Here is a 22181-nt window from a genome sequence, read left to right as displayed (position 1 = left end):
TCATGATTTCTTTATTTTCCTTCATAACAACTTATACGGCATCCCCCCATTCTTTTTAGTAAAATATTCAGCATCACTCCTTTCCTAAAATTCTATAAGCAAAACGCCAGAAAAACTTCTCTTAATTGTGATGCTGGAGCATGCCCAACTTACTTAATTCCGCTAAAATCATTTCTTCTTTTTTATCTATACTTGCGTCCGAATCAAGGGATAGCAACTGCCAATTTACCCTCTGATTACTTCTTTTTACCGCCGGATCGACGTTAATGGCTATAACTATCCCCCCAGCTTTCAATCCCCGGGTTACATCCATAATACCCAGCAGGCTGTTATCCAGGAGCACCACGACATCCGGACGGCTGGCATTGGCCGAGCGTTCCCGGATAAAACTATCAGCAATACGCACCACCGTATACATAGGCGCCCCCGGCCGGTAAGCGGCAAAGTTTTCAAAGACCTGGACATATTTACCTGCCGCCAGGGCGGCTTGAGCTACTTTACCGGCCAGGGCGGCCACCGGCTGGCCGTAACGGCCGTGGAAGCGGATTTCAATCATGACTGCACCTCCTGGAAGCGGCGGTCAGCCTCGGCCTGAAGGGCCTCGACGGCCGCTTCATCCATGTTCTTAAAGCGCCCCTGAAGCCGCAGGTACTCCCGCACCGGTATACGGCGTTCCGGGACGACTGTTACCCGCCGCCGGCCGCCTATCTCTTCATAAAGCTGCCACAGGCCGCACTCTACTGCCAGACGGGCGAGCTGCACCGTCTGGTCCTCCCGAATACCCCAGCCTCTAAAGCAGGGGGCCAGGATGTGGATATAGCGGAAGCCCTGAATGGCCCTGGCCTTCTGGAATTTCCGGATCAGGTCCAGGGGATAGGCTACTGAAGCCGTAGCCAGGTAGGCCGGGTGGTGGGCGGCCATGATGGCCAGCATGTCTTTGCGCGGCGTAGGCTTGCCGGCGGGCGTGTCAGGCGTGACCGCCTGGTAAGGGGTAACGCTGCCGGCCTGGCCGCCGGTATTCATATAAGTTTCATTATCATAGCAGACGTGGATGATATTCTCCTGGCGTTCGGCCGCTCCGGTCAGCGACTGGAAGCCTATATCGGCCGTTCCGGCGTCACCGGCCCAGGAGACGACATTGACATCTTTAATCCCCTGGATGTCCAGGGCCGCCCGGATACCGGAGGCGACGGCCGGAGCGCATTCAAAAAGGGAATGGTAAAAGGGTATCTCCCAGGCGGTACTTAAGCCCGAACCGCCGATGGTGGCCATACAGGAAGCAGGAATGGTAACAATGGTCCGCGGACCCAGGGCCTTCATGGCCTGGCGCACCGCCAGGGCCGCCCCACACCCGCGGCAACCGCCGTGGCCCCCGGTAAAAAACTCGTCTTGCGGTATTTCGGCCAATGTCTTGTATACTTCCATATCTTCTCACCTCCGGCCTTACAGGCCGTACCATTGATAGAGCGCCGGAATCTTTCCGGCGGCAAGTCCTTCGTTTACCTGCCGGTAAATGGTGATTAAATCTTCAACACCTACATCCCGTCCGCCGAGGCCGAGGATATAACTGTAAACCGGTACCTTCGTAAATCCGTAGAGAACGGCCCGCAGTTCCCGGCCCAGGGCGCCACCGGCGCCGTAAACGATATTTTTATCCAGGGCGACTACGGCCCGGGTATGATGCATCATTTCCCGCACCGTATCCGCCGGGAAGGGCCGGAAAAGGCGGATTTTCAGCAGCCCCGCCTTTTCTCCTGCGGCCCGCAGAGCGTCGACGGCAATCCTGGCCGTGCTGACCAGGGAGCCCATAGCCACCAGTACGATTTCCGCATCCTCCAGGCGGTAGCCCGATACGGCACCGCCCCAGTCGCGGCCCGTTAGTTTGGTATAATTCGCGCTAACCTCCTGCAAGACTTCGCCCGCCCGCTGCAGGGCGGCGTCCTGATGGTATTTGTAGTCCATATATAGTTCCGGGCCAGTAACGGTATTGACCGCCAGGGGGTTATTTACATCCAGGACCGGCCGCCGCACCAGGGGCAGGAAGGTATCTACTGCTTCCTGCTCCGGCAGGTCTACGGTTTCCCGGGTATGGGATTGGATGTAACCCTCATAGTTGACCATTACCGGCAGGCGCACCCGCTCGTCTTCACCCAGGCGAAAAGCCTGGATGAGGCTGTCCAGGACTTCCTGGTTGTTCTCGCAGAAAAGCTGGATCCACCCGCATGCCTCCTGAGCCACAACATCGCCGTGCTCCGGGAAGCGGCTGTGGGGGGCCGCCAGGGCCCGGTTGACTACAGCCATGACCACCGGCTGGCGGAGGCCGGAAGTATGGTAGAGGACCTCGCTCATATAGGCCAGGCCCTGGGAATTGGTAATGAGAAACGATCTGGCTCCGGCCATGGCCGCCCCCAGGGCCGCGGCCATGGCGCTGTGGTCGGACTCCACCCGGACAAAATTACATTTGAGGTTGCCGTCGGCTATAAACTGCGTAATCTTTTCCATGACCGGCGCCGCCGGGGTAATAGGGTAGGAAGCCAGGACTTCTACCCGCGCCAGGCGGGCGGCATGGGCGGCCGCTTCGTTGCCGTTTAATAACAGGTGCATTTTCATTCACTCCCTGCTTACTTCTCAATAAACCCCCGGTTGCCGGCATGTTCCGGAACCATGGTAATTGCCCGGGCAGGGCACTCGACGGCGCAGATGCCGCAGCCTTTGCAAAAACGCAAATCCACTCTCACTTCCCCTTTATCTGCCGCCAGGGCTGCGTCCGGGCAATACAGCAGGCACTCGCGGCAGAGATTACATTTTTGTTTATCAATCACCGGCCGCCGCTCGCGGATACGCTCCATGGCCGCCCCGGCGGCCATGGTACCCGGCCTGGCCGATGGTACTACCGGTAGCTCTTTAGCCGCCACTTTTATTCGCCTCCCCTGCTAAGACAACAGACATTAATTAAATATTGCAAAATTCATGCCAGCCCGCGGGAAATGACCTGGTATTTTTTTACTACCTTACAACCCTTGCTATTTAAAGACCCCGGGGAAAGAAAAGCCGGCCGCAACAGCCGGCCGGATCCCCTTATGTTTCATTAATATTACTTATACGACCAAACGTAACGTTCATGAATGTTTCAAGGGGATAGCGGTTAAAAACAGAAATATTTCCTTGACAACATTTTGCTTTTTATAGCAGCCATTTTTTCCTGGTTTAACGGGTTTCTTTTAAATATAGAACTAAAAACGAAAATTTTGCAACCCGGCAAGGAAAAACCATCTTAACGTCGAATAGTAACATCAAAACCTGTCATGTTTCTTTTTTGTAACGGCCTATCGCCGTTTCCGGATTGAAACTCAGGGGGAACGGTTTCGTGGCAGAAATTGCTTTTATTGCTCCCTACGAAGACCTGGCCCACATCGCCCGCCAGGTGAGCCTGGAGCTGGGCCTGGATCTATCCATCCACGTTGCCAGGATGGAAGAAGGGGCAAACCTGGCCCGCGATCTGGCTAGAAACGGTTGCCAGGTCATTGTCAGCCGCGGCGTAACAGCCTGGCTCATCCAGCAGGCCGTGGACCTCCCGGTGGTCGACGTTCCCATTGGCGGTTACGATATCCTGCGAGCCTATTACCAGGCCAAACAATTCGGCGGCCCCATCGGCATCGCTGATGTCCCCGATGTCATCCAGGGCCTGGAGAGCCTGGAAACCATCCTGGGAGATACTTTTCTCAAATACACTCTAAAAAACCAGGATGATGACATCCGGCGGGGCATTCTGGCCCTCAAGGAAGCCGGTGCCGAAGTAATCATCGGCAAAATTGCCATGGCCCGCGAGGCGCGCAATTTCGGCCTAAACAGCGTCATCATTACCTCCGGCAAGGAAACGGTCTACCAGGCCCTCAAGGAGGCCCAGCGGGTGTTACAGGTCCGCCACCAGGAGAAACGCCGGGCCGAACAACTCAAGGCCATCCTGGACTTTGCCTATGACGGCATTATCGCCCTAGATGAAGAAGGCCGCATAACCGTCTTCAACCCCGTGGCGGAAAAACTCTCCGGCTGGCGCGCCGGGGATGCTATCGGCCGCCCGGTAACGGAGGTCATCCCCAATGCCCAGTGCCATATCTTGTTAAAGACAGGAAAGCCGGAACTTGGTGAGCTGCTGGACATCGGCAATACCAGGGTGGTGGCCAACCGCGTACCCATCATTGTCGACGGCCGCACCGTAGGAGTGGTAACTACTTTCCAGAATATTTCCAGCCTGCAAAGCCTGGAGCACAAGGTCCGGCGCCGCCTGGCCGGGCGCGGCCACGTGGCCAAGTATACCTTTGCCGACATCCTTGGCGAAAGCCCGGCCTTGAAGGAAGCCGTGCGTCTGGCCCGGGAGTACGCCTCCGTCCAGTCCACGGTCCTCATTCATGGTGAGACAGGTTCAGGCAAGGAAATGTTCGCCCATGCCATCCACCTGGCCGGCCCCCGGCAGGACGGTCCCTTTGTAGCCGTCAACTGCGCCGCCCTGCCGGAAAACCTCCTGGAAAGCGAGCTTTTCGGCTACGCCGAGGGGGCCTTTACCGGCGCCCGCAAAGGCGGCAAACCCGGCCTTTTCGAACTCGCCCACGAGGGGACCATCTTCCTGGATGAAATCGGGGAAATGTCGCCCCGCCTCCAGGCCCGGGTACTGCGGGTCCTGGAAGAAGGGGAGATCATGCGCCTGGGGGATGACCGCATCATCCCCGTCAACGTAAGGGTTATTGCGGCCACCCACCGCAATCTCGCGCAGATGGTCAAGGAGCAGGCCTTCCGGGAAGACCTTTACTACCGCATCAACGTCCTTAACCTGGAAATCCCGCCTTTGCGGGAGCGCGGGGCCGATGTGCTCCTCCTGGCCGAACATTTCCTCCAGGAGTTCTGCCGCCAGTTGCAGCGGCCGGCAGGGAACCTCACGCCGGAGGCAGCCAGGGAGTTGCTCCAGTACCAGTGGCCGGGCAACATCCGGGAGCTGCGCAACTGCATGGAACGCCTGGCCTTACGCTGCCATGGGACCACCATCAGCGCTGCTGAGGTTCGCCAGGCTCTGGGGTTGGTAACAGCGCCGGAGCCCGGGAACCCCGGAGAAGGTGCACCAGGAGAAGGACGGATAGAAAGACTGGCTGGCCAGGTAAACATCCTGGAACGCGGCCTGATCATGCGCGTTCTGGCCGAAACGGGGGGCAACAAGGCCGAAGCCGCCCGCCGCTTAGGCGTCAGCCGCACCACCCTGTGGCGGAAGTTAAAAGAGGAAAATAAGATAGACAAAGCTGGTAAAGCATAGTAAGATGTTATCAGAGGAGCGAAAGGGGTGGCAGCTATGGCTGAAGAAGCCTACAAAAACAAATCAGCGACACCAAGGATGACCTTGAGGCCAAGATAAGTAATGTCAAAAACGATCTACAAAAGCAAATAAGTGACACTAAAGAAGCCCAGGAAGCCAGGTTTGATAATAAAATTGAAGCCCTACGCCAGGAAGTAAAAAATGATATCAACCGTCTTGATGGCAAACTGGATAATACACGGTGGTGGAGCGTAGCCACATTCTTTGCCGTCCTGTTAGGTTCCCTGGCAATTGCTTACTCCATATATTTCGCAAAGTAATAGAAAAATGGCTAAGGGGTGCATAACAGCACCCCTTAGTTTTTAACGCTGGACGGTTTTCAACTCGCCGGTTCCAACCGTACCGCGGTCACCTTGTATTCCGCCGTCTTGGCGATGGGGTCAAAGGCGGCGTTGGTCAAGATGTTCACCGGGGACTCTTTGTAGTGGTAGGTCATGAACATTATCCCCGGAGGTACCCGGTCCGTCACTTTAACCTTCGTCACCAGTCGGCCGCGGCGGGAGACTACTGTTACCCTGTCCCCCGTCCGGACACCCAGCTCGGCCGCCTGGGCGGGGTTTATTTCCGCGTATTCTTCCGGCCGGTAGCTTTCCAGGGACGGCGAATGGCGGGTGGTGATGCCGTAGTGGTACAGCATGCGGCCGGTAGTCAGCAAAATGGGATATTCCTCGTCCGTCAGCTCGGCCGGAGGCTGATACTCAATACCCTGGAGCAAGCCCTTGCCCCGCGGGAACCTACCGGCATGGAGGAATTTAGTCCCCGGGTGTTCCGGCGTTGGGCAGGGCCACTGCAGGCCGTTACCCTCCAGGCGGGCGTAGCTCATACCGGCATAGCTGGGGGTGAGGCTGGCCATCTCGGCGAAGATCTGCTCCGGGGAGTCGTAGTGCATTGGGTAGCCCAGGCGCGTTGCCAGATCGCAAATAATCTGCCAGTCGGGCCGGGATTCTCCCCTGGGCCTCAAGGCCCGGCGCACCCTTTGCACCCGGCGCTCGGTATTGGTGAAGGTGCCGTCCTTCTCCAGGAAACTGGCGCCGGGCAGGATGACGTCGGCAAACTTCGCCGTCTCGGAGATAAAGAGATCCTGCACTACCAGGAAGTCCAGGTTGGCCAGGGCTTTGCGCACGTGGGTGATATCCGGGTCCGTCAGGGCCGGGTCTTCGCCCATGATGTACATGGCCCTGATATAGCCCTCCGTCGCCAGGTCGATCATCTCCGGGATGCGAAGGCCCGGGGTGGCGTCCAGCCGGCAGTTCCAGGCGGCGGCAAAGCGCTCTCGAACCTCCGGGTTGGCCACCTTCTGGTAACCGGGGAAGACGTCGGGCAGGGCACCCATGTCGCAGGCCCCCTGGACGTTATTCTGGCCACGTAAGGGGTTGACGCCGCTGAACTCTTTGCCCACATGGCCGGTAATCATGGCCAGGTTGGCCAGGTTCATGACGTTGCTGGTACCGCTGGTATGCTCGGTGATGCCCAGGGTATAGAAGATCCCCGCCCTGTCAGTCGTGGCATAAAGCCGCGCCGCGGCGTAGATCTTCTCCGCCGGCACGCCGGTAATCCCCGCCACCCGCTCCGGCGGGTAGTTCTGGACTACAGCCCAGAGGTTTTCAAAACCTTCCGTCCGTTCCTCAATAAACTTTTTATCCACCAGGCCTTCCGTGATGATGACATACATCAGGCCGTTAATTAAAGCCACATTGGTCCCCGGCCTGATGGGCAGCCACAGGTGGGCGTACTCCACCAGCTCAATCCGGCGCGGGTCAACAACGATGAGCTTTGCTCCCCGCCGGGCGGCCTGTTTCATCTTCTGGCCGATGACCGGGTGGGCTTCGGTGGTGTTAGAACCGATAATGAGCAGGACGTCGTTATGCTCGATTTCAGCGATGGAGTTCGTCATAGCGCCGCTACCGAATGCTATGGCCAGACCGGCCACGGTAGGGGCGTGTCAGGTCCGGGCGCAGTGATCGACGTTGTTGGTGCCGATCACCGCCCGCATGAACTTCTGCATCAGGTAGTTTTCTTCGTTGGTACACCGGGCCGAACTTAAAGCGCCGATGGCCCGGCTGCCGTACTGCTCCTTGATCTCTTGCAAGCGCCGGGCAGTAAATTCCAGGGCCTCGTCCCAGGTGGCTTCCCGGAAGCGACCCTCGCCCCGCTCGCCCACGCGGATAAGGGGCCGGGTAATGCGGTCCGGGCTTTCAGCAAAGTCGACGCCGAAGCGGCCCTTGACGCAGAGCCAGCCGCTGTTGACCCGGGGGTTGTCATAGCCGCGGACGCGCACCACATGGTCGTCCTTCACGCTGACCTCCAGGTTGCAGCCCACGCCGCAGAAGGTGCAGGTGGTCCGCACTTTCGTCAGCTCCCACTCGCGGCCCTGCCATAAACTCGCCTTCTCCGTCAGGGCCCCCACCGGGCAGACCTGGACACAGTTGCCGCAAAAGACGCATTCTTCCGATTCCCTTAAGGTCAGATCCATGGCCGGGGTTACCCTGGTGTTGAAACCGCGGTGGGCAAAGTCGATGACGTTGTTAACCTGGACTTCCGCGCAAACGCGGATGCACTTGCCGCACAGGATGCACTTGTTCATATCTCGCACGATGAAGGGGTTGTCATCCTCCAGGGGATAGTCGTGTTTTTCCCCGTGGAATTTGTCTCCCCTTACGCCGTAATAGTAGGCGTAATCCTGCAGGCTGCAGGCGCCGCTCTTGCTGCAGGTGAGGCAGTCCCGGGGATGGTTGGCCAGCAATAATTCCAACATCATTTTGCGGGCTTCAATTACAGCCGGCGAAGCCGTCTGCACCACCATGCCCTCGGCGACGGCGGTCACGCATGAGGCCGGCAGGCCGCGCATACCCTCGATTTCCACCACACACAGGCGGCAGCCGCCCCAGGGCGTGAGCTTCGGGTCATGGCAGAGGGTAGGGATAAAGATGCCGTTGTCCCGGGCGGCCTGCAAGACCGTTGTCCCGGCCGGTACGGTTATTCTCTTGCCATCTATGGTCAAGGTGACATCAGCCATCTGTTTTCCCCCCTACGTAAATAGATGTGGGAAATGGGAAGTGGGAAGTGGGAGGTGGGAAGTTGGAGCTTAAAGTACGCTACAACCTGGATATCGCCCCGAACTTGCACTTCTCCATACAACTGCCGCACTTGATGCACAGGGCGGAATCAATGCGGTGCGGCTGTTTTTTCTCGCCGCTGATGGCCCCCGCCGGGCAGGCCCGGGCACAGGCGCCGCAGCCGGTACACTTGTCGGCGTCAATGGTATAGACCAGCAAGGCCTGGCAGACGTGGGCCGGGCAGCGCTTATCTTTGATGTGGGCCTCATATTCGTGGCGGAAGTACTGGAGGGTGGAGAGGATGGGGTTGGGACAGGTCTGCCCCAGGCCGCAGAGGGCCGTGTTCTTGACTACCCGCGCCAGCGTTTCCAGGGTATCCAGATCCTCCATCTTCCCCTCACCCTCGCATATACGGGTGAGGATCTCCAGCATCCGTTTGGTGCCCTCGCGGCAGGGAGTACACTTGCCGCAGGATTCCGCCTGGGTAAAGTTCAGGAAAAAGCGGGCCACATCCACCATGCAGGTATTCTCATCCATGACCACCATGCCGCCGGAACCCATGATGGCCCCCGCGGCAGTGAGGGATTCGTAATCCACCGGCAGGTCCAGCTTGTCTTCCGGCAGGCAGCCGCCCGACGGCCCACCGATCTGGACGGCCTTGAACTGCTTATCATCCTGGATACCGCCGGCGATATCAAAGATAATTTCCCGCAGGGTTATACCCATGGGCACTTCGATGAGCCCGGTCTTCTTGATCTTGCCCGTCAGGCAGAAGACCTTGGTCCCCTTGCTCTTTTCCGTGCCCATAGAGGCAAACCACTGGCCGCCGTTCTTGATAATAAAGGGGACGTTGGCGTAGGTTTCGACATTATTGATATTGGTAGGCTTACCCCATAACCCCTGCTGTGCCGGGAAGGGCGGCCGCACCCGGGGCATGCCCCGCTTGCCCTCGATGGAAGCGAGTAAAGCCGTCTCCTCGCCGCAGACAAAGGCGCCGGCGCCGGCCTTGATATGCAGGTCAAAATTAAAGCCCGTCCCCAGGATATCCCGGCCCAGCAAGCCCTTTTCTCCGGCTGCAGTTATGGCCGTTTTCAGACGTTTGATGGCTAAAGGGTACTCCGCACGGCAGTAAATATAGCCTTCATCGGCGCCTATGGCGTAGGCGGCGATGGTCATGCCCTCAATAACGGTAAATGGGTCGCCTTCCAGGACGCTGCGATCCATAAAGGCGCCGGGATCGCCCTCATCGGCGTTGCAGACCACATACTTTTTGTCCCCCGGGGCCTGCCGGGTAAAACTCCACTTCAAGCCCGTAGGAAAACCGGCTCCGCCCCGGCCGCGCAGACCCGAAATCTTGATTTCTTCGATAACCTGTTCCGGGGTCATCCGGCTCAAGACCTTTTCCAGGGCCTCATAGCCGCCGGTGGCAATATATTCTTCCAGGCTTTCCGGGTCGGTCAAACCCAGGCGGGAAGTCACCACCCGCACCTGACGGCCGTAGTAAGGGCTTGCCGCCATCACCGGGATGTCTTCATAGGGAGCTACCTCACCGGGCACCTGGATCAGGGCCCAGTCCCTGACAGGTTCCCCCTGCACCACATGTTTTTCAATCAAGACGGGGACCCGCTCCGGGGTTACATCGCCGTAAAACACGCGCGGTTTCCCCGGCAAGACTACTTCTACGATGGGTTCGGCGTAACACATGCCGATACAGCTCGTCTGGCTTATCTCTACCTGCAAACCCCGCCTGGCCGTCTCTTCTACCAGGGCCGCCATTACCTTCGCTCCCCCGGCCGCCTGGCCGCAGGTGCTCATGCCCACGGTAAGGGACGGCCTGTCCCCCCGGTGAGATTGCTGCTGCAAAGTATCCCGCCATTCCTTCAGGTCCAGCAATTCGGTTTCACCCCCGCCTAAAATCGAAGTCTTTTTATCCAAGCTGTAGAAGCTCGCGACGTCACATCGTATAGCTAGTATTTTTCCAGTATGGTCGGGATCTTCTCAGGCGCCAGCCGCCCGTAGGTTTCTTCGTTAATCATCATCACCGGGGCCAGGCCGCAGGAACCCAGGCAGGCCACCGTTTCCAGGGTAAAGCGGCCGTCGGGGGTGGTTTCATTTTTACCTATACCCAGGGTCGCCGAAATAGCCTCCAGGAGCCGGGCACCCCCCCGCACGTGGCAGGCCGTACCCTGGCAGACGCGAATTATGTTCCGGCCGCGGGGTTTCAAGTGAAACTGGGTATAAAAAGTAGCCACGCCGTAAACCTGGCTGAAAGGGATTTTCAGCCTCCTGGCAATTTCCTGCATCACTTCTCGCGACAGGTAGCCGTAAATCTCCTGGGCTTCCTGGAGGAGAGGGATCAGGGCGCCTTTAGTTCCAGCATAGCGTTCCAGGACCTCCGCCAGGGCTTTTGCCTTAATGTTCGCATCATTATTGCCACCAGGATCTATCAAATCTAGCCAACCCTCCCATCAAATGTTTTCCACCAATTTAGTGTTATTATAACACTAAATCTACGCACCAGTCAGTAACTTTTTTGTCACTAAATTTTACTATTTTGCATATTTAACTTTGAACGGACAAAATCAAGAAATTCGGATGGGGTGCAATATCCCCGGTCCTATATCCCCTAAATCGCCGCAAGCAGTAAGGCGCATGGCAACGGCCAGGTCGTCGGCCATAGTTTCCAGCTGTAGCCGCACACCGGCGGCACCGCCGCCGATGGCGGCAATGGCCAGGGGCCGGCCCACCAGGACCGCCCGGGCGCCCAGGGCCAGCATTTTCAGAACATCCACCCCCGAGCGCGCGCCGCCGTCGGCCAGGACCGTTATTTTATCTCCCACCGCCGCCGCGATCTGCGGCAGCACCGCCGCCGTCCCCGGCGTGTGGTCCAGGGCGCGGCCGCCATGATTGGAAACCACAATGGCCGCCGCCCCGCCGGCCACGGCGGCCTCCGCGTCGGCCACCGTCATAACGCCCTTCAAAATTAGGGGAAGAGAGGTCGCCGCCGCGATCCCGGCAATCTGCTCCACCGTCTTGGGTTCCACCAGCTGGCCGGCGCGGGTCATATTCACCAGCCCGGCAGCATCGACATCAATAGCTATGGCCACGGCGCCGGCATCCTCGGCCCGGCGAATGAGGCTCACTATTTCTGCGTCTTCCCGGGGTTTGATGACCGGGATGCCCCGCCCGCCTGCGGCCCTGATGGCTTTGAGCCCGGCGTCCATAAGTTCCGGCAGGGGACCGTCCCCGGTGAAGGAGAGACTGCCGGCCCCGGCCGCCCCCAGAACAAAGGCCCGCGCCAGTTCTTCCTCGCCGATACGCCCCTGGAAATTGACCCTGGCCCCGGCCACAGCCGCCCCCAGGATGGGAAAGGCCAGCTTCTGGCCGAAAAGCCTTAACCCCAGGTTCTGGTCTTTGCGGTCGTGGAGGACGCGCATGTTGACCTGCCAGGCCGCCAGGGCCGTTACATTATTGCGGAACGACGCTCCGGTGCCAATGCCCCCCATCCCCGGTACACCGGTAGGACAGCGCCGCCCGTCACATACCGGGCAAACGTGGCAGATGCCGTCCAGGAGCACCCTGGCCCGCTCGCGAATAGACGCAAGGGTTACCGGCATAAGCAAATTCTCCTTTCTTAAATATATCTTGATAAATACATATTTTAGCGTTATACTTTACAACAAATAGTATAATTTGGCGGTGATATGTATGCCTTATATTGTTCGCGTATCTTCAAAAGGCTGGGTAGTTATACCTAAAGAACTGCGCCAGCGTTATAACATCAGCCCCGGAACCAAGATTGTTTTTACAGAAAATGATGGCAGCCTCAATCTTACGCCCGTTCCCCCGAATCCTATCGCCTCAGGTAAAGGAATGCTTCAAGGTTATCACCTGGTAGAAACGCTCCTCGCCACCAGAAAAGAAGAGGTAAAAAATGAAGAAGTACGTTTTTGACAGTTACGCCGTCCTGGCATATTTACAAAACGAGCCGGGAGCCGATCAAGTAGAAGCTATAATCGAAGAAGCCCAAAACGAGGCGGCGCAAATTTTGATGAGTGCCGTTAATCTTGGCGAAGTTGCTTATATTATCGAAAGAGCAGCAGGCACAAAAAAGCTAAATGAAGCCATGGCTCTTTTGGAAACGTTGCCGATAGAAATTGTTAACGTAAATAAAGAATTTGCACTAAAAGCCGCTAAATATAAAGCTAAAAACCCGATCGCCTATGCCGATTGTTTTACCCTGGCCCTCGGAGTACAAACCGGAAGTCAAATAGTAACCGGCGACCCGGAGTTTCATAAAGTCACCGGTGAGGCCGGCATCATGTGGTTGCCTGAAAAAATCAAGGCAAAGTAAATTACCGGCAGGCCAGGTTGCCCACCACCAGGGGTGGGGCAATTTGCGCCCGCAGGACCTTCAGGGCGCGGTCCAATTGCTTCCGTCCCTCCGTCACTTCAATATCAGGTATTAGCCCTACCCCGTCAATAGCTTGACCGGCAGGAGTACGATAATATGCCGTAGTTAATTTTAAAGCGCCGCCGTTGCTCAAAGGAAAGATAGTCTGCAGCGCCCCTTTGCCGTAGGTCCGGGTGCCGATGAGGATGGCGGCGCGATTGCCCTGCAGGGCCCCGGCCAGGAGCTCCGCCGCGCTGGCCGTGCCCCGGTCCACAAGGACCACCAGGGGCAGGTCCTGTCCCGGTCCCCGGGAACGGAGGACGGTAACTTTTTTATCCCGGCCCACCACCTGTACCACAGGTTTATCCGGGAGCAAAAACAGAGAAGCAATCTCCAGGGCAGCGTCCAGGTAGCCGCCGGGGTTGCCCCGGAGATCCAGGATAATTCCCCGGGCACCCCGGGCTTCCAGCTCCGCCAGCGCCGTTTCCACCTCCGCAGGCGCCCAGTAGGGGAAGGAGCGCAGGTAAAGGTAGCCTACCGGCCCGGCGAGCAGGCGGCTGCTGACCACCGGTGGCCGGATTACCTCCCGGCGCAGGTAATAGCTCCGGCGACTGCCACCGCCGGGCAGGGTAACAGTCAGGTCCACATAGGTTCCCGGCTTACCGCTCAACAGCCGGCCTATCTCCTCCAGGGGCAAGCCCTTGACCGGCCGGCCGTCCACGGCCATCAGCACCGAGCCGGGCGCGACCCCCAACCGGGCGGCCGGCGAGCCGGGGATAATATTACTGATCACCACCTGTCCCTCAATTTCCTGGAAAACAACCCCTACACCCGTATATTCATCATTTAGCGAGGAAGCAAAAGACGGTAAATCTTCCGGGGCTATGTATTCACTGTAAGGGTCGCCCAGGGACTCCACCAGGCCCTGGACGGCCCCTGCTTCCAGGGCTGCCCGGTTTAAAGGACCGGCATAATTTTTTTCCGTGAGAGAACGCACCTCGTCCAGGAGGGACCATCCCGGCGCTGCAGCCCGGGCTACAGCCAAATCCCCCAAGAAAAGGGCAAAAAACGTCACCAGAAAGAAAACCCACCGCCGCACTTTCGGCATCATACCGTCATTTCCCCTCTCCCGGTTTGATGTTCTTAACTATTCGGTAGAGTACGTTCTTTTCCTGCTCCTATTTTTTGATTGCATTGATCTTTTTCCCAATAAATGTTAACATGAAAACAAATAGATAACGGAAGGAGCAAAAACGTAGTGAACACTAAAGACCTGGCCATTGCCAGGAAGGTAAAAGAGCGTCTCACAGGGAAGATTCCTCTATACGAAGTGCGTCTATTTGGCTCCCGGGCACGCGGGCAAGCTAGACCAGATTCCGATCTTGATCTTTACTTAGAAACAGGTCCTCTTTCACGTGAGCAAAAACGTTTAATCAGCGATGTAGCCTGGGAAGTTGGATTTGAAAACAATGTGGTTATCGTACCACTGGCAGTTAATCGTAATGAAGTACTAAACGGACCTTTTTCTATTTCGTCATTGTACCGTTCTATAAAAAAAGAAGGAATAAAAGTATGAAAGAAGATAACTATAAACGAACTTTAATTAATTATAGGTTAAACGAAGCATATGAAGTGCTGGCAGATGCGCAAAAATTACTGGCAACCCAGGGCAGCCCGCGCAGTATAATCAATCGTTCTTATTATGCCATGTTTTATGCTACCCTGGCTCTTCTAGTAACTATCGACCAGGGTTCCGCCAAACATAGCGGGGTTATCGCCCTCTTCGATCGTTATTTCGTTAAGCCAGGGATATTCCAAAAAGAACTTAGTAAATCGCTTCATCGCGCTTTTGAATTCCGGCAACAAGGAGATTATGGCGAAGTTACTCCTATAGTAGTAGAAGATGCTCTTGAACTTCTGCAAGCTGCGGAAAAGTTTATCCACGCCGTACAACGCTACCTTAAAGAAAGAGGATTTGCTGATTAAAAATTTACTTATCCACCCGGGCGCCGAAGCGCTGCACCAGTATCTCCCGGACGGCCGCCACGTCGGCATCGGTGAAGGTACCGGGATCGCGACCTTTCGTCACGGCGTAGGCCGCCGCCACCCCGGCAGCATCCCCCAGGACGCAACTATTAGGCAGGACCCGTAGCTCGGCCCAGGCCAGTGAGGAAATACTGGCCGCGTAGCCGGGGATGAGCAAATTGGGCACCGACCGGCTGAGGAGGGTGTTAAAGGGGATATAGACCGGGTTTTGCGGCCACCCGCCCGGTCCCGGCGTGGTCCGGGGATAATCAGGCCGCAAGAAAGGCGTCACCGGCCAGCGGTAGCGACCGTCGCTGCCTTTAAGGTCGCTGAAATGATAGGCATTGATATCCTGCCAGTAGAAGCCCAGGCCAATGCGGTTTATATAATTGCCAAGATCGTTGCCTTCCGCCGGGCCTGGACCGGCGCCCTGGGTGGCCGCCGCGGTTAGGGCGTAGTTGCTGTTCTCCGTCCCCGGTCCCGCTTCCCGGGGGTCGACCACCGTATGCACGGTTTCCCGTAAGTATAGCATCCCCCCGGTGACCGGCCGGCCCTGTCCATCGCGTACCAGTTCCACCTTATCAAAACCCTCAAAACGGCGCAGCGCCCGGAGAAAATCAGGGTTATCCAAAATCTCCCGCGCCTTATGCCAGGCCGTATCGGTATCCAGAGCGCCCGGAGCCATATCGCGAGGGTATGGGTCATGCCCGCGGTCGCGGGCATTCGCCCGGCCGTCGACATTAAAGATGAGGAGGGCATTGACCCACCACTCCGGGCTTCCCGGGCCGTCCTGGGCGGCATTAAGGGGCTTTAAGGCAAAGCCCAGGGGCCCGTACTTGTCGTTAAAGGCGGTAACAACCGGGTCGTTTATGTAAACTTCCCTGCCGCCATAGGCCCCCCACGCACCCCGCTCCTGGCGGAAAGTCATATCCCGGTAACGGCCGGGCTGCACCCCGCGCACCTTGAACATGAGGGTAGCCGCCTGCTGGCGGGGCAGCAGGATATCCCCATCGTCGCCGGGCCCCGGCCGGCCAGCCGCTATTCCTCCGGCGCCGGCAGTACCGCCTTGCAGCCGCAAGCTCTTAAGACGCCGCGCCTCTTCCTTGCTAACCAGGTCCGCCGCCAAAAATTCAACGGGCCAGTCTTCCCGGCCCACCGTTACGCCGGCCTCGCTCAAGCGGCTGAGCCGCCCATCTTCCGAGGCGTCGACAAAGATGGACGCGGCCAGTACCCGGCGCCTGTTACCCCAAACTATGGTACCGGCGGCATCCCTCTGTAGCTCCCGCAGGGCCAGGGCCTGGAGCCGCCCGCGCCGGTCCTTCCGGACGGCAGTAATATCCATGGCCCAGTAAGTATGAAGATTGGGCAGTCTCCCCAGGTCAGCAGCAATCCGTGCCCCAAGATCTGCCGTGCGGTAAAATGGTCCCACCGCTTTAAACCAGTGGGCAAAAGAGCCCCCCTGCGCAAGCCTTCCATTCCGGAGCCAGTAGCGCACGTCCCAGAAGTTCTGGCCGCCCACCGTGGCCAGCCCGCCATATTCGCCCTCGGGGTAGGGAACCACCAGGACCACCGTTCTATCCGGTGCCGTTGCCGCTGCCTTCCAGGCCGCCGCGCAGCCGGCCAGGCCCCCGCCGTAAACGACGATATCCGTACGGACCACAGGCGCCGCCAGGGGCCAGCCTTCCGGCCGGCTCCCCGTACCGGTTAGTGTTAACATAAAACATAAAGCGAAAAAAAATAACAGCAACCGTTGCCCCATTAGCTAATACCCAATAGTTTTTTATGGTTAACATAAAATGCTTTAAATCGCCGAGATCACGTTTTAATATTCCCCAGATGATCTCAGCATCAAGTCGAGCATAATCATGGACAATAATGTTACGAAATTGGGCCATCTTCATAAGTTTTTTAGCCAATTCCTCGGGCAGTCGTTACCCAGAATCAACGGGATGTCGGCATAGGTTTCCGGTTCGGGTAAATCCATGGCGCTGATAATATAATTGCCTATATCCATGATGCAGGTAATGGCCAGCTCCATGCTCACCTTTAACTTAGGCAAAAAATCCTTGCTTTAAGCCGGAAATTGTAGTGTAATTTTTATATGACTGAGTTAGTTGCTTGTGTTTCAGGAGGTTCCTCATCAAATGTTTGCTCCCAATACCTTTCAGCAAATCTACCGCCAGAACAGGGACCTGCTTATCTACCAGGATCTCACCGGCGATCCTGTTATCGCTGCTTTCCTTGAAGTCTGCCGCTTGCTGGGCGAAGGGGAGGAAAAGGACCGGGAAGGGGCCGGCAGGGCAGGCGCCGGCGACGGGACAAGGGCAAGCGCCAGCAACGGCACAGGCAAACAGGCGCCCGGCGGGGAGCTGGCCGCCGCCTGCCGCCGCTTTTTTCGCCTGCTGGCGGGTTACACCGAGCTCTATCAGCGACCCTTTACCGGCGACCCCTGGGAGAACTACCTCCTCGACCGCATCATTGAAGCGGAAAATACTTTTACCCTCAAGGCCGGGCAGCAGGGGTGGAATGATATGGGCGCCGCCCTTAAAGACGCCGTCCGGCAGGACCTGCGTTCCCTCCAGGCCCTGGCCGGCCTGGGCCCCGCCGCCTACAAAGCCGCTCTGGCCCTGATGGGCTCCCCGCCCGTTGCCACCGCAAACAACCCGGCCGGCGCCCCCCTGCCGGCCTGTGTCCCGAATCCCAACGCGGGCGGACATGCACCAGCCGAAGATTTTACCCCCGGCCGGGCACCCATCCCCGACTGGACGCAGCTTCAACCTCTCAACCCGGACCAACCCCTCCAGCCACCAGAGGCGGCCCGCCGGGAGATCAAAGAAAAACTCCTGGCTACCGGTGACTGGGGCCGGGACGGTATCAAGCTCCTGGCCGACTACTACCACACCTGGGGTACGGGCATCTTCGGTGCCTATTGGGCCTTCCGCTGGGAACGCGGCCCGGCGGGCGGCAGGCTCGTATGTATCGACCGCCCCGACCCCATTACCATGGCCGACCTGGTAGGGTATGAAGCCGAACGCCGGGAGGTCGTTCACAATACCGAGAAGTTCCTGCGCGGCCTGCCGGCCGTCAACATCCTCCTCTACGGCGCCCGGGGTACCGGCAAGTCGTCAACGGTCAAGGCCCTCCTGCACGCCTACGGTTCCCGGGGCCTGCGGCTTATAGAGTTACCCAAGAAGTACCTGGGCGACTACCAGGAGATACTAAAAATCCTCGCCACCCGGCCGCAGAAGTTTATCATCTTCATCGACGACCTTTCCTTTGAAGAGGACGAGGTGGAATATAAAGAGCTTAAAGGTCTTTTGGAAGGGAGCCTGCAGGTACGGCCGGCCAACGTCCTGGTTTACGCTACCTCCAATCGCCGCCACCTGGTGAAGGAATTCTTCGCCGACCGCGCGCCGAATGCTGGCGGCGAGGTGCGCCTGCAGGACACCGTCCAGGAGAAGCTCTCCCTGGCGGAGCGCTTCGGCCTTACCGTCATTTTCCCCAGCCCGGACCAGGAGCAGTACCTGGCCATTGTAGGCGAGCTGGCCCGCAAAGCCGGCCTGCAAATAGCACCTGCCGAGCTGCGCCGCCGCGCCCTGCAGTGGGCCCTCTACCAGAACGGCACATCCGGCCGCACCGCCCGGCAGTTCGTCGATTACCTCCGGGGAGAGCTGGAATAAGAATTGGTTACACCTCGCTGCTACTGTCAAGCCCGAGGACCCGGCGCATTCTAAGGGTAAAAAGATGGAGGTCCTTCTTAAAATCACCGGCCACCTCCGGCAATCCCTCCAGGAGCTGGCGAATTTTTGCCGGGTCCAGGCTAAAACCATAAATGTTACGGAAAACGTGCCTGAAAGCCCAGAGTTCATCCAGGCTCCGGGCTGTCTTACCGGCAAGCAACGCCGGGCGTAAGCCCGGCACTTCCAGGGTCATTTGATCCAACAACTCTTTATGCCATTGCTCGCCGGCAGGGACGGAACAGTCAATATCCCTGGCTATTATTCTAAAAATCTTTTCTATAGCCGTATAGTAATCGTGCAATATGGAACCTATAATCCGCAGGGAGGCTTCATCAGCAAGGCTGAAACCTCCCAGGGAATCGGCTTGAATCCTGGGAAATAAATTGTACCGCGCCAGTTCCCTTTCCAGCCTTTCCAGGTTGGCTACTTCTTTACGAATACGGGCTTCCAGCAGGAGGTATTTTTCAGGAATCAAATTTCCACCCCTTCCCGGGCGACTTCTTCCTGTAAAGATGGGAGGGCGTCTTCGGCGCATACGATACTGACCTCAAAGGGCGCTGCCAGGCGGCCGGCCCGGGCCAGCATCTGCCAGTAGGAGCCTGTAAAGCCCTTGATATAAAGATCAATATCGGACCCTTGCCGGAAATCGCCTCGCGCCAGGGAACCATAGAGGATAACCTCCTGCGCGCCGTAAGTATCCCGCAAAAAGGAGGCCACCTCCCGGGCCTTCTGCCAGGCCAGGGCGCGGCGCTTATCTAACTCTTCCTCGCGTTTCATGTCAAGAAGCCGCTTTAACCGGACAAATTCTTGTGTCATATTATTATCCCCTCCAGGGAAGCCCTGAAAGATACCAGAATCCCCCGGATAGGCTTAAAATCTGCTAGGCACAGCCAGCGCTATATCCGTACTAATCACTTATTTGGCTTATTTGGCTCTTAATGAACAGCAATACCGCACTGAGATCTATCTCTAATGATGGTTCTACCCTTTCTGATGAACCTATATGCTTATGATGAGGAAAGGTGGTAATCTGGCGCCAGTGAGGAGCATTGTCCCAGCGAATAATAAGTTCTCCATATCTATCTGCCCAGTGATACGAATACTTCCGTTCAGAGCCAAAATTATAATCTTTTATGAAAAGCCTGCTACCATCGATAAAAGTAATGGTTGCTTTTAAACGCTTACGATTGGTTTCCCGTTCAAAAAGTTCAACGACATAAGTCTTAATAATACTCTGGAAGGCTTTAAGGACATTAAGCATCCTCAATCTCCTTTTTCTGGCGCATTAAATCTTCCAATGTTTCCTTTGCAAACCGCCAGTCCAGGAGATCGTCTTCATGTTCGAAATCCTCACCACCATTTTCATTAACCATGGCAGTAAACTTTTCAAAAGTCATACCATACTTTTTTTCGTAGTATGAGCATTCGGCTCGATATCGGTTTATCTTGCTTAAAATTAGGAGTAAAGCCTGCTCCTTAAGTGCTTCCCTCTCATTGGCAAACCCCATACTCCTAAGCACAGGACCTACCTTACGTAAAAAATCGGCATCCAGATTAGCCCTTTCTCCATACATGTAATCACCTTTCCCCTCTCTTGGCTAAAGTATTTCTTTATTTTACATCCTATCATTAGCCAATTATCCAGTCAATCCTGCCCGTACTAACATTACTCCACCGTCACGGCCATGCCGTCCTGCAGCACGCCCACGTTGGTCACGGCCACCTGCTCGCCGGCCTCAAGGCCCTTAAGTACCATCACCTGCTCCTCGTTCTCCAGACCCAGAACAACCGGCCGCCGCTCTACCTTACCGTTTTTGACCACAAAGACATAATCCTGGCCGCCGTCCGTATGTACGGCAGCAAGGGGCACAAGGACGCCCTCCGGGGCCGTCAGTTTAAATACGGCCCGGGCCGTCATGCCGGCCTTCAGCTCGCCCGGGTTGGCCAGGCTGATCTCTACCGGAAAACGCTGTCCCGTAGCCGCCGCCACCGGGCCTACCTGGGTCACCGTGCCGGTGAACTCCCGGCCCGGCAAGGCGTCCAGGGTGACTGTCACTTTCTGTCCCGTTGACAGCAGGGGGACTGCCTCCTGGCCGATAGTACCCTGGAGCTTCAGCGTTGATATATCAGCAACGGTCAGCAGGGGCAGGGGGCTCGTTGGTGCGGCTATTTCGCCGGGATTAATGTTCCTGTTGGTGACCACGCCGGTGATCGGGCTGGTTATGACGGCATTGCTCATATTCACTTTAATGGTGTTCACCGCCGCCTGGGCCTGGGCCAGGCCGGAGCCGGATGCGGTTTCGTACTGCTTTTTGGCCACCTCGTACTGCTTGCTGGCAGCCTCATAGCCGTTCTTTGCCTGGTCCAGCTTGGTCCGGGCATCGTCCAGCTGGCTCTGGGACGCCGCACCGGCGTCCGCCAGGGCCTTAATGCGGTTGTAGTATTTCTGGGCGGCGTCCAGCGCCACCCTGGCATTGGCTACGGCTACCTGCGCCGCCTCCATGCCGATGCGTGCCTGTTCCGCCTGGTCCTGAACGCCGCGGACGGCCGCCTCGGCCTGCTGGAGCTGGGCCTGGAGTTCTTTGGTATCGATCTCCACCAGGACCTGTCCGGCCTTAACCTGGTCGCCGACATCGGCCTTCACGGCCAGCACCTGCCCCGCCAGCTTGCTGGCCACATTGGCCACCCGCACCGGCACCAGGGCGCCGGTTATTTCTACCGTGGCCGCCAGCTTCCCCTTGCCGGCGGCCACGGCTTTAACAGTCACCCGGTCGCTGGCCCTGGCCCTGGTGCCGCAACCGGCGGCGCCCAAAGGCAGGACAGCGGCAAGCAAAAGGGCAAGCGCCCTTTTCCCCCACATTCGCATGGCTCGTTCCCCTCCGCAATGGATAAATTTCTATCTAATATGAATCCGCACCGTAGCGTTCATCCCCGGCATCAGCTGCACATCGCCGGCGTCAACGAGCTGGATCTTCACCGGGATGACCTGGGTCACCTTGGTATAATTGCCGCTGGCATTCTGGGCCGGCAGCAGGGAAAACACCGACGTCGTCGCCCGGCCGATGGACGTCACCCGGCCGCTGAAGACCCGGCCCGGGTAAGCGTCAATCCGCACATCCACCGCCTGGCCTACCTTGACCCTGGCAATGACAGTCTCCTTGATGTTGGCGCTGATGTAGAGGTTATTGGTGTCGGCAATAATGGCCAGGGTCATGCCCGGCGCCGCCATTTGCCCCACCACCGCCTTGGATTGCAGCACCCGGCCGTCTATAGGCGCCCGGATTTCCGCCTTGCGGGCCATGACGCCGGCCGCCGTACCCAGGGCCTGGGGATTGACGGCGCTGGAAGTCAGGGTAGATTCCAGGTCCTGCCGGCCCAGGACCTGCCCGGCTTTTACCTCATCACCTTCCTGGACGCGCCATTCCAGGAGTTTCCCCGCTATTTCCGGGGTTACCGTCACCGTATCCGCCGCCACCCGGGCGTCGTCGGTGCTGGCATAGTTGAGGTTTTCATAGTAGTAGTAAAAGGCAATGGCGCCGGCACCGGCCAGGGCCAGGACCAGCACCAGGATGACTACCAGCTTCCTTGACAACTGCCGCTCACTC

General features: G+C 57.6%; 24 protein-coding genes. 6 read left to right on the top strand and 18 right to left on the bottom strand.

Going from position 1 to position 22181, the window contains the following annotated elements; all coding sequences use genetic code 11:
* Positions 1-121: 121 nt before the first annotated feature.
* From FLZ89_RS07615 to FLZ89_RS07600, 4 genes are read right to left on the bottom strand one after another with little or no spacing between them, the layout of a single operon-like run.
* Complete coding sequence (locus FLZ89_RS07615; protein WP_141263212.1) at positions 122-556, bottom strand: 2-oxoacid:acceptor oxidoreductase family protein; 435 nt, start codon at positions 554-556, stop codon at positions 122-124.
* Entirely contained in the window at positions 553-1425 is an 873-nt protein-coding gene (locus FLZ89_RS07610) for a thiamine pyrophosphate-dependent enzyme (protein WP_141304734.1), read from the bottom strand. Before FLZ89_RS07610 ends, FLZ89_RS07615 begins: the two co-directional genes overlap by 4 nt.
* Before the next feature lie 18 nt (positions 1426-1443).
* Positions 1444-2604 carry a transketolase C-terminal domain-containing protein gene (locus FLZ89_RS07605; protein ID WP_141304733.1) on the bottom strand — a complete coding sequence of 387 codons (1161 nt, stop codon included), beginning with the start codon at positions 2602-2604 and terminating at the stop codon, positions 1444-1446.
* A gap of 17 nt (positions 2605-2621) precedes the next feature.
* The gene (locus tag FLZ89_RS07600; protein WP_216363857.1) at positions 2622-2915 is read right to left on the bottom strand and encodes a 4Fe-4S binding protein; all 294 of its coding nucleotides are present in this window, start codon (positions 2913-2915) and stop codon (positions 2622-2624) included.
* 452 nt (positions 2916-3367) lie between these two features.
* On the opposite strand from FLZ89_RS07600, the gene FLZ89_RS07595 reads away from it, so the two are divergent.
* Complete coding sequence (locus tag FLZ89_RS07595) at positions 3368-5302, top strand: sigma 54-interacting transcriptional regulator (protein WP_141263217.1); 1935 nt, start codon at positions 3368-3370, stop codon at positions 5300-5302.
* A 379-nt stretch (positions 5303-5681) separates the two neighbouring features.
* Here FLZ89_RS07595 and fdhF read toward each other — a convergent pair whose 3' ends face one another.
* The 4 genes from fdhF to FLZ89_RS07575 form a co-directional block, all read right to left on the bottom strand.
* Positions 5682-8378: a formate dehydrogenase subunit alpha gene (gene fdhF / locus FLZ89_RS07590; RefSeq protein WP_141304732.1), complete on the bottom strand. Its 2697-nt coding sequence runs from the start codon at positions 8376-8378 to the stop codon at positions 5682-5684.
* A 79-nt stretch (positions 8379-8457) separates the two neighbouring features.
* A complete protein-coding gene (gene nuoF, locus FLZ89_RS07585; RefSeq protein ID WP_141305305.1) occupies positions 8458-10233 on the bottom strand; it encodes an NADH-quinone oxidoreductase subunit NuoF in 1776 nt (591 codons plus the stop codon).
* 152 nt (positions 10234-10385) lie between these two features.
* Entirely contained in the window at positions 10386-10868 is a 483-nt protein-coding gene (nuoE, locus tag FLZ89_RS07580; protein WP_253256431.1) for an NADH-quinone oxidoreductase subunit NuoE, read from the bottom strand.
* A gap of 132 nt (positions 10869-11000) precedes the next feature.
* Positions 11001-12035 carry an alpha-hydroxy-acid oxidizing protein gene (locus FLZ89_RS07575; RefSeq protein WP_141263221.1) on the bottom strand — a complete coding sequence of 345 codons (1035 nt, stop codon included), beginning with the start codon at positions 12033-12035 and terminating at the stop codon, positions 11001-11003.
* Between the two features lie 91 nt (positions 12036-12126).
* Here FLZ89_RS07575 and FLZ89_RS07570 point away from each other — a divergent pair, with 91 nt between their 5' ends.
* Together FLZ89_RS07570 and FLZ89_RS07565 are read left to right on the top strand one after the other, a co-directional pair.
* Positions 12127-12372, top strand: coding sequence for an AbrB/MazE/SpoVT family DNA-binding domain-containing protein (locus tag FLZ89_RS07570; RefSeq protein ID WP_141263222.1), 246 nt, complete (start codon positions 12127-12129; stop codon positions 12370-12372).
* A complete protein-coding gene (locus tag FLZ89_RS07565) occupies positions 12353-12772 on the top strand; it encodes a type II toxin-antitoxin system VapC family toxin (protein ID WP_141263224.1) in 420 nt (139 codons plus the stop codon). The genes FLZ89_RS07570 and FLZ89_RS07565 overlap by 20 nt, the downstream gene beginning before the upstream one ends.
* A 1-nt stretch (position 12773) precedes the next feature.
* On the opposite strand, the gene FLZ89_RS07560 is transcribed toward FLZ89_RS07565, so the two are convergent.
* Complete coding sequence (locus tag FLZ89_RS07560; RefSeq protein ID WP_141263226.1) at positions 12774-13922, bottom strand: S41 family peptidase; 1149 nt, start codon at positions 13920-13922, stop codon at positions 12774-12776.
* A 147-nt stretch (positions 13923-14069) separates the two neighbouring features.
* On the opposite strand from FLZ89_RS07560, the gene FLZ89_RS07555 reads away from it, so the two are divergent.
* Together FLZ89_RS07555 and FLZ89_RS07550 are read left to right on the top strand one after the other, a co-directional pair.
* Positions 14070-14387 (top strand): nucleotidyltransferase domain-containing protein, encoded by a 318-nt coding sequence (locus tag FLZ89_RS07555; RefSeq protein ID WP_172613499.1) that lies wholly within the window; start codon positions 14070-14072, stop codon positions 14385-14387.
* Positions 14384-14797, top strand: coding sequence for a HEPN domain-containing protein (locus FLZ89_RS07550; protein ID WP_141304731.1), 414 nt, complete (start codon positions 14384-14386; stop codon positions 14795-14797). Before FLZ89_RS07555 ends, FLZ89_RS07550 begins: the two co-directional genes overlap by 4 nt.
* Positions 14798-14801: 4 nt before the next feature.
* Here FLZ89_RS07550 and FLZ89_RS07545 read toward each other — a convergent pair whose 3' ends face one another.
* Genes FLZ89_RS07545 through FLZ89_RS15670 form a run of 3 tightly spaced genes read right to left on the bottom strand, consistent with a single transcriptional unit; the run spans position 14802 to position 16895 of the window.
* A complete protein-coding gene (locus tag FLZ89_RS07545; RefSeq protein ID WP_172613498.1) occupies positions 14802-16496 on the bottom strand; it encodes an FAD-dependent oxidoreductase in 1695 nt (564 codons plus the stop codon).
* Positions 16411-16731 carry a DUF86 domain-containing protein gene (locus FLZ89_RS16550; protein ID WP_373995617.1) on the bottom strand — a complete coding sequence of 107 codons (321 nt, stop codon included), beginning with the start codon at positions 16729-16731 and terminating at the stop codon, positions 16411-16413. Before FLZ89_RS16550 ends, FLZ89_RS07545 begins: the two co-directional genes overlap by 86 nt.
* 2 nt (positions 16732-16733) lie before the next feature.
* On the bottom strand, positions 16734-16895 hold the full coding sequence (locus FLZ89_RS15670; protein WP_172613496.1) for a hypothetical protein: 162 nt from the start codon (positions 16893-16895) through the stop codon (positions 16734-16736).
* Between the two features lie 85 nt (positions 16896-16980).
* Between FLZ89_RS15670 and FLZ89_RS07535 the strand changes: the two genes are divergently transcribed.
* Positions 16981-18516, top strand: a complete 1536-nt coding sequence (locus FLZ89_RS07535; protein ID WP_141304729.1) for an ATP-binding protein — start codon at positions 16981-16983, stop codon at positions 18514-18516.
* Between the two features lie 7 nt (positions 18517-18523).
* On the opposite strand, the gene FLZ89_RS07530 is transcribed toward FLZ89_RS07535, so the two are convergent.
* From FLZ89_RS07530 to FLZ89_RS07505, 6 genes are all read right to left on the bottom strand, one after another.
* Positions 18524-19051 (bottom strand): hypothetical protein, encoded by a 528-nt coding sequence (locus FLZ89_RS07530; RefSeq protein WP_141304728.1) that lies wholly within the window; start codon positions 19049-19051, stop codon positions 18524-18526.
* The gene (locus FLZ89_RS07525) at positions 19048-19392 is read right to left on the bottom strand and encodes a nucleotidyltransferase family protein (RefSeq protein WP_141304727.1); all 345 of its coding nucleotides are present in this window, start codon (positions 19390-19392) and stop codon (positions 19048-19050) included. The genes FLZ89_RS07530 and FLZ89_RS07525 overlap by 4 nt, the downstream gene beginning before the upstream one ends.
* 91 nt (positions 19393-19483) lie before the next feature.
* Positions 19484-19837: a toxin-antitoxin system TumE family protein gene (locus tag FLZ89_RS07520; protein WP_253256430.1), complete on the bottom strand. Its 354-nt coding sequence runs from the start codon at positions 19835-19837 to the stop codon at positions 19484-19486.
* Positions 19830-20150 carry a hypothetical protein gene (locus tag FLZ89_RS07515; RefSeq protein WP_141304725.1) on the bottom strand — a complete coding sequence of 107 codons (321 nt, stop codon included), beginning with the start codon at positions 20148-20150 and terminating at the stop codon, positions 19830-19832. Before FLZ89_RS07515 ends, FLZ89_RS07520 begins: the two co-directional genes overlap by 8 nt.
* Positions 20151-20242: 92 nt before the next feature.
* Positions 20243-21442 carry an efflux RND transporter periplasmic adaptor subunit gene (locus FLZ89_RS07510; RefSeq protein WP_141304724.1) on the bottom strand — a complete coding sequence of 400 codons (1200 nt, stop codon included), beginning with the start codon at positions 21440-21442 and terminating at the stop codon, positions 20243-20245.
* A 30-nt stretch (positions 21443-21472) separates the two neighbouring features.
* The gene (locus tag FLZ89_RS07505) at positions 21473-22168 is read right to left on the bottom strand and encodes an HlyD family secretion protein (RefSeq protein WP_141304723.1); all 696 of its coding nucleotides are present in this window, start codon (positions 22166-22168) and stop codon (positions 21473-21475) included.
* Positions 22169-22181 lie beyond the last annotated feature (13 nt).

The sequence above is a fragment of the Moorella sp. E306M genome (assembly GCF_006538385.1).
Classification (GTDB): domain Bacteria; phylum Bacillota; class DSM-521; order Neomoorellales; family Neomoorellaceae; genus Neomoorella.
The sequence above is the reverse complement of the archived record's forward strand: the minus strand, read 5'-3'. Positions and strand labels throughout refer to the sequence as shown.

Coding starts and splice junctions, on each gene's coding strand:
- FLZ89_RS07535 (WP_141304729.1), top strand. CDS start 16,981: ATGTTTGCTCCCAATACCTTTCAGCAAATCTACCGCCAGAACAGGGAC.
- FLZ89_RS07515 (WP_141304725.1), bottom strand. CDS start 20,150: ATGTATGGAGAAAGGGCTAATCTGGATGCCGATTTTTTACGTAAGGTA.
- FLZ89_RS07520 (WP_253256430.1), bottom strand. CDS start 19,837: ATGCTTAATGTCCTTAAAGCCTTCCAGAGTATTATTAAGACTTATGTC.
- FLZ89_RS07605 (WP_141304733.1), bottom strand. CDS start 2,604: ATGCACCTGTTATTAAACGGCAACGAAGCGGCCGCCCATGCCGCCCGC.
- FLZ89_RS07615 (WP_141263212.1), bottom strand. CDS start 556: ATGATTGAAATCCGCTTCCACGGCCGTTACGGCCAGCCGGTGGCCGCC.
- FLZ89_RS07560 (WP_141263226.1), bottom strand. CDS start 13,922: ATGATGCCGAAAGTGCGGCGGTGGGTTTTCTTTCTGGTGACGTTTTTT.
- FLZ89_RS07510 (WP_141304724.1), bottom strand. CDS start 21,442: ATGCGAATGTGGGGGAAAAGGGCGCTTGCCCTTTTGCTTGCCGCTGTC.
- nuoF (WP_141305305.1), bottom strand. CDS start 10,233: ATGAGCACCTGCGGCCAGGCGGCCGGGGGAGCGAAGGTAATGGCGGCC.
- FLZ89_RS07525 (WP_141304727.1), bottom strand. CDS start 19,392: ATGACACAAGAATTTGTCCGGTTAAAGCGGCTTCTTGACATGAAACGC.
- FLZ89_RS07565 (WP_141263224.1), top strand. CDS start 12,353: ATGAAGAAGTACGTTTTTGACAGTTACGCCGTCCTGGCATATTTACAA.
- FLZ89_RS07610 (WP_141304734.1), bottom strand. CDS start 1,425: ATGGAAGTATACAAGACATTGGCCGAAATACCGCAAGACGAGTTTTTT.
- FLZ89_RS07550 (WP_141304731.1), top strand. CDS start 14,384: ATGAAAGAAGATAACTATAAACGAACTTTAATTAATTATAGGTTAAAC.
- FLZ89_RS07575 (WP_141263221.1), bottom strand. CDS start 12,035: ATGCCGGTAACCCTTGCGTCTATTCGCGAGCGGGCCAGGGTGCTCCTG.
- FLZ89_RS16550 (WP_373995617.1), bottom strand. CDS start 16,731: ATGGCCCAATTTCGTAACATTATTGTCCATGATTATGCTCGACTTGAT.
- FLZ89_RS07570 (WP_141263222.1), top strand. CDS start 12,127: ATGCCTTATATTGTTCGCGTATCTTCAAAAGGCTGGGTAGTTATACCT.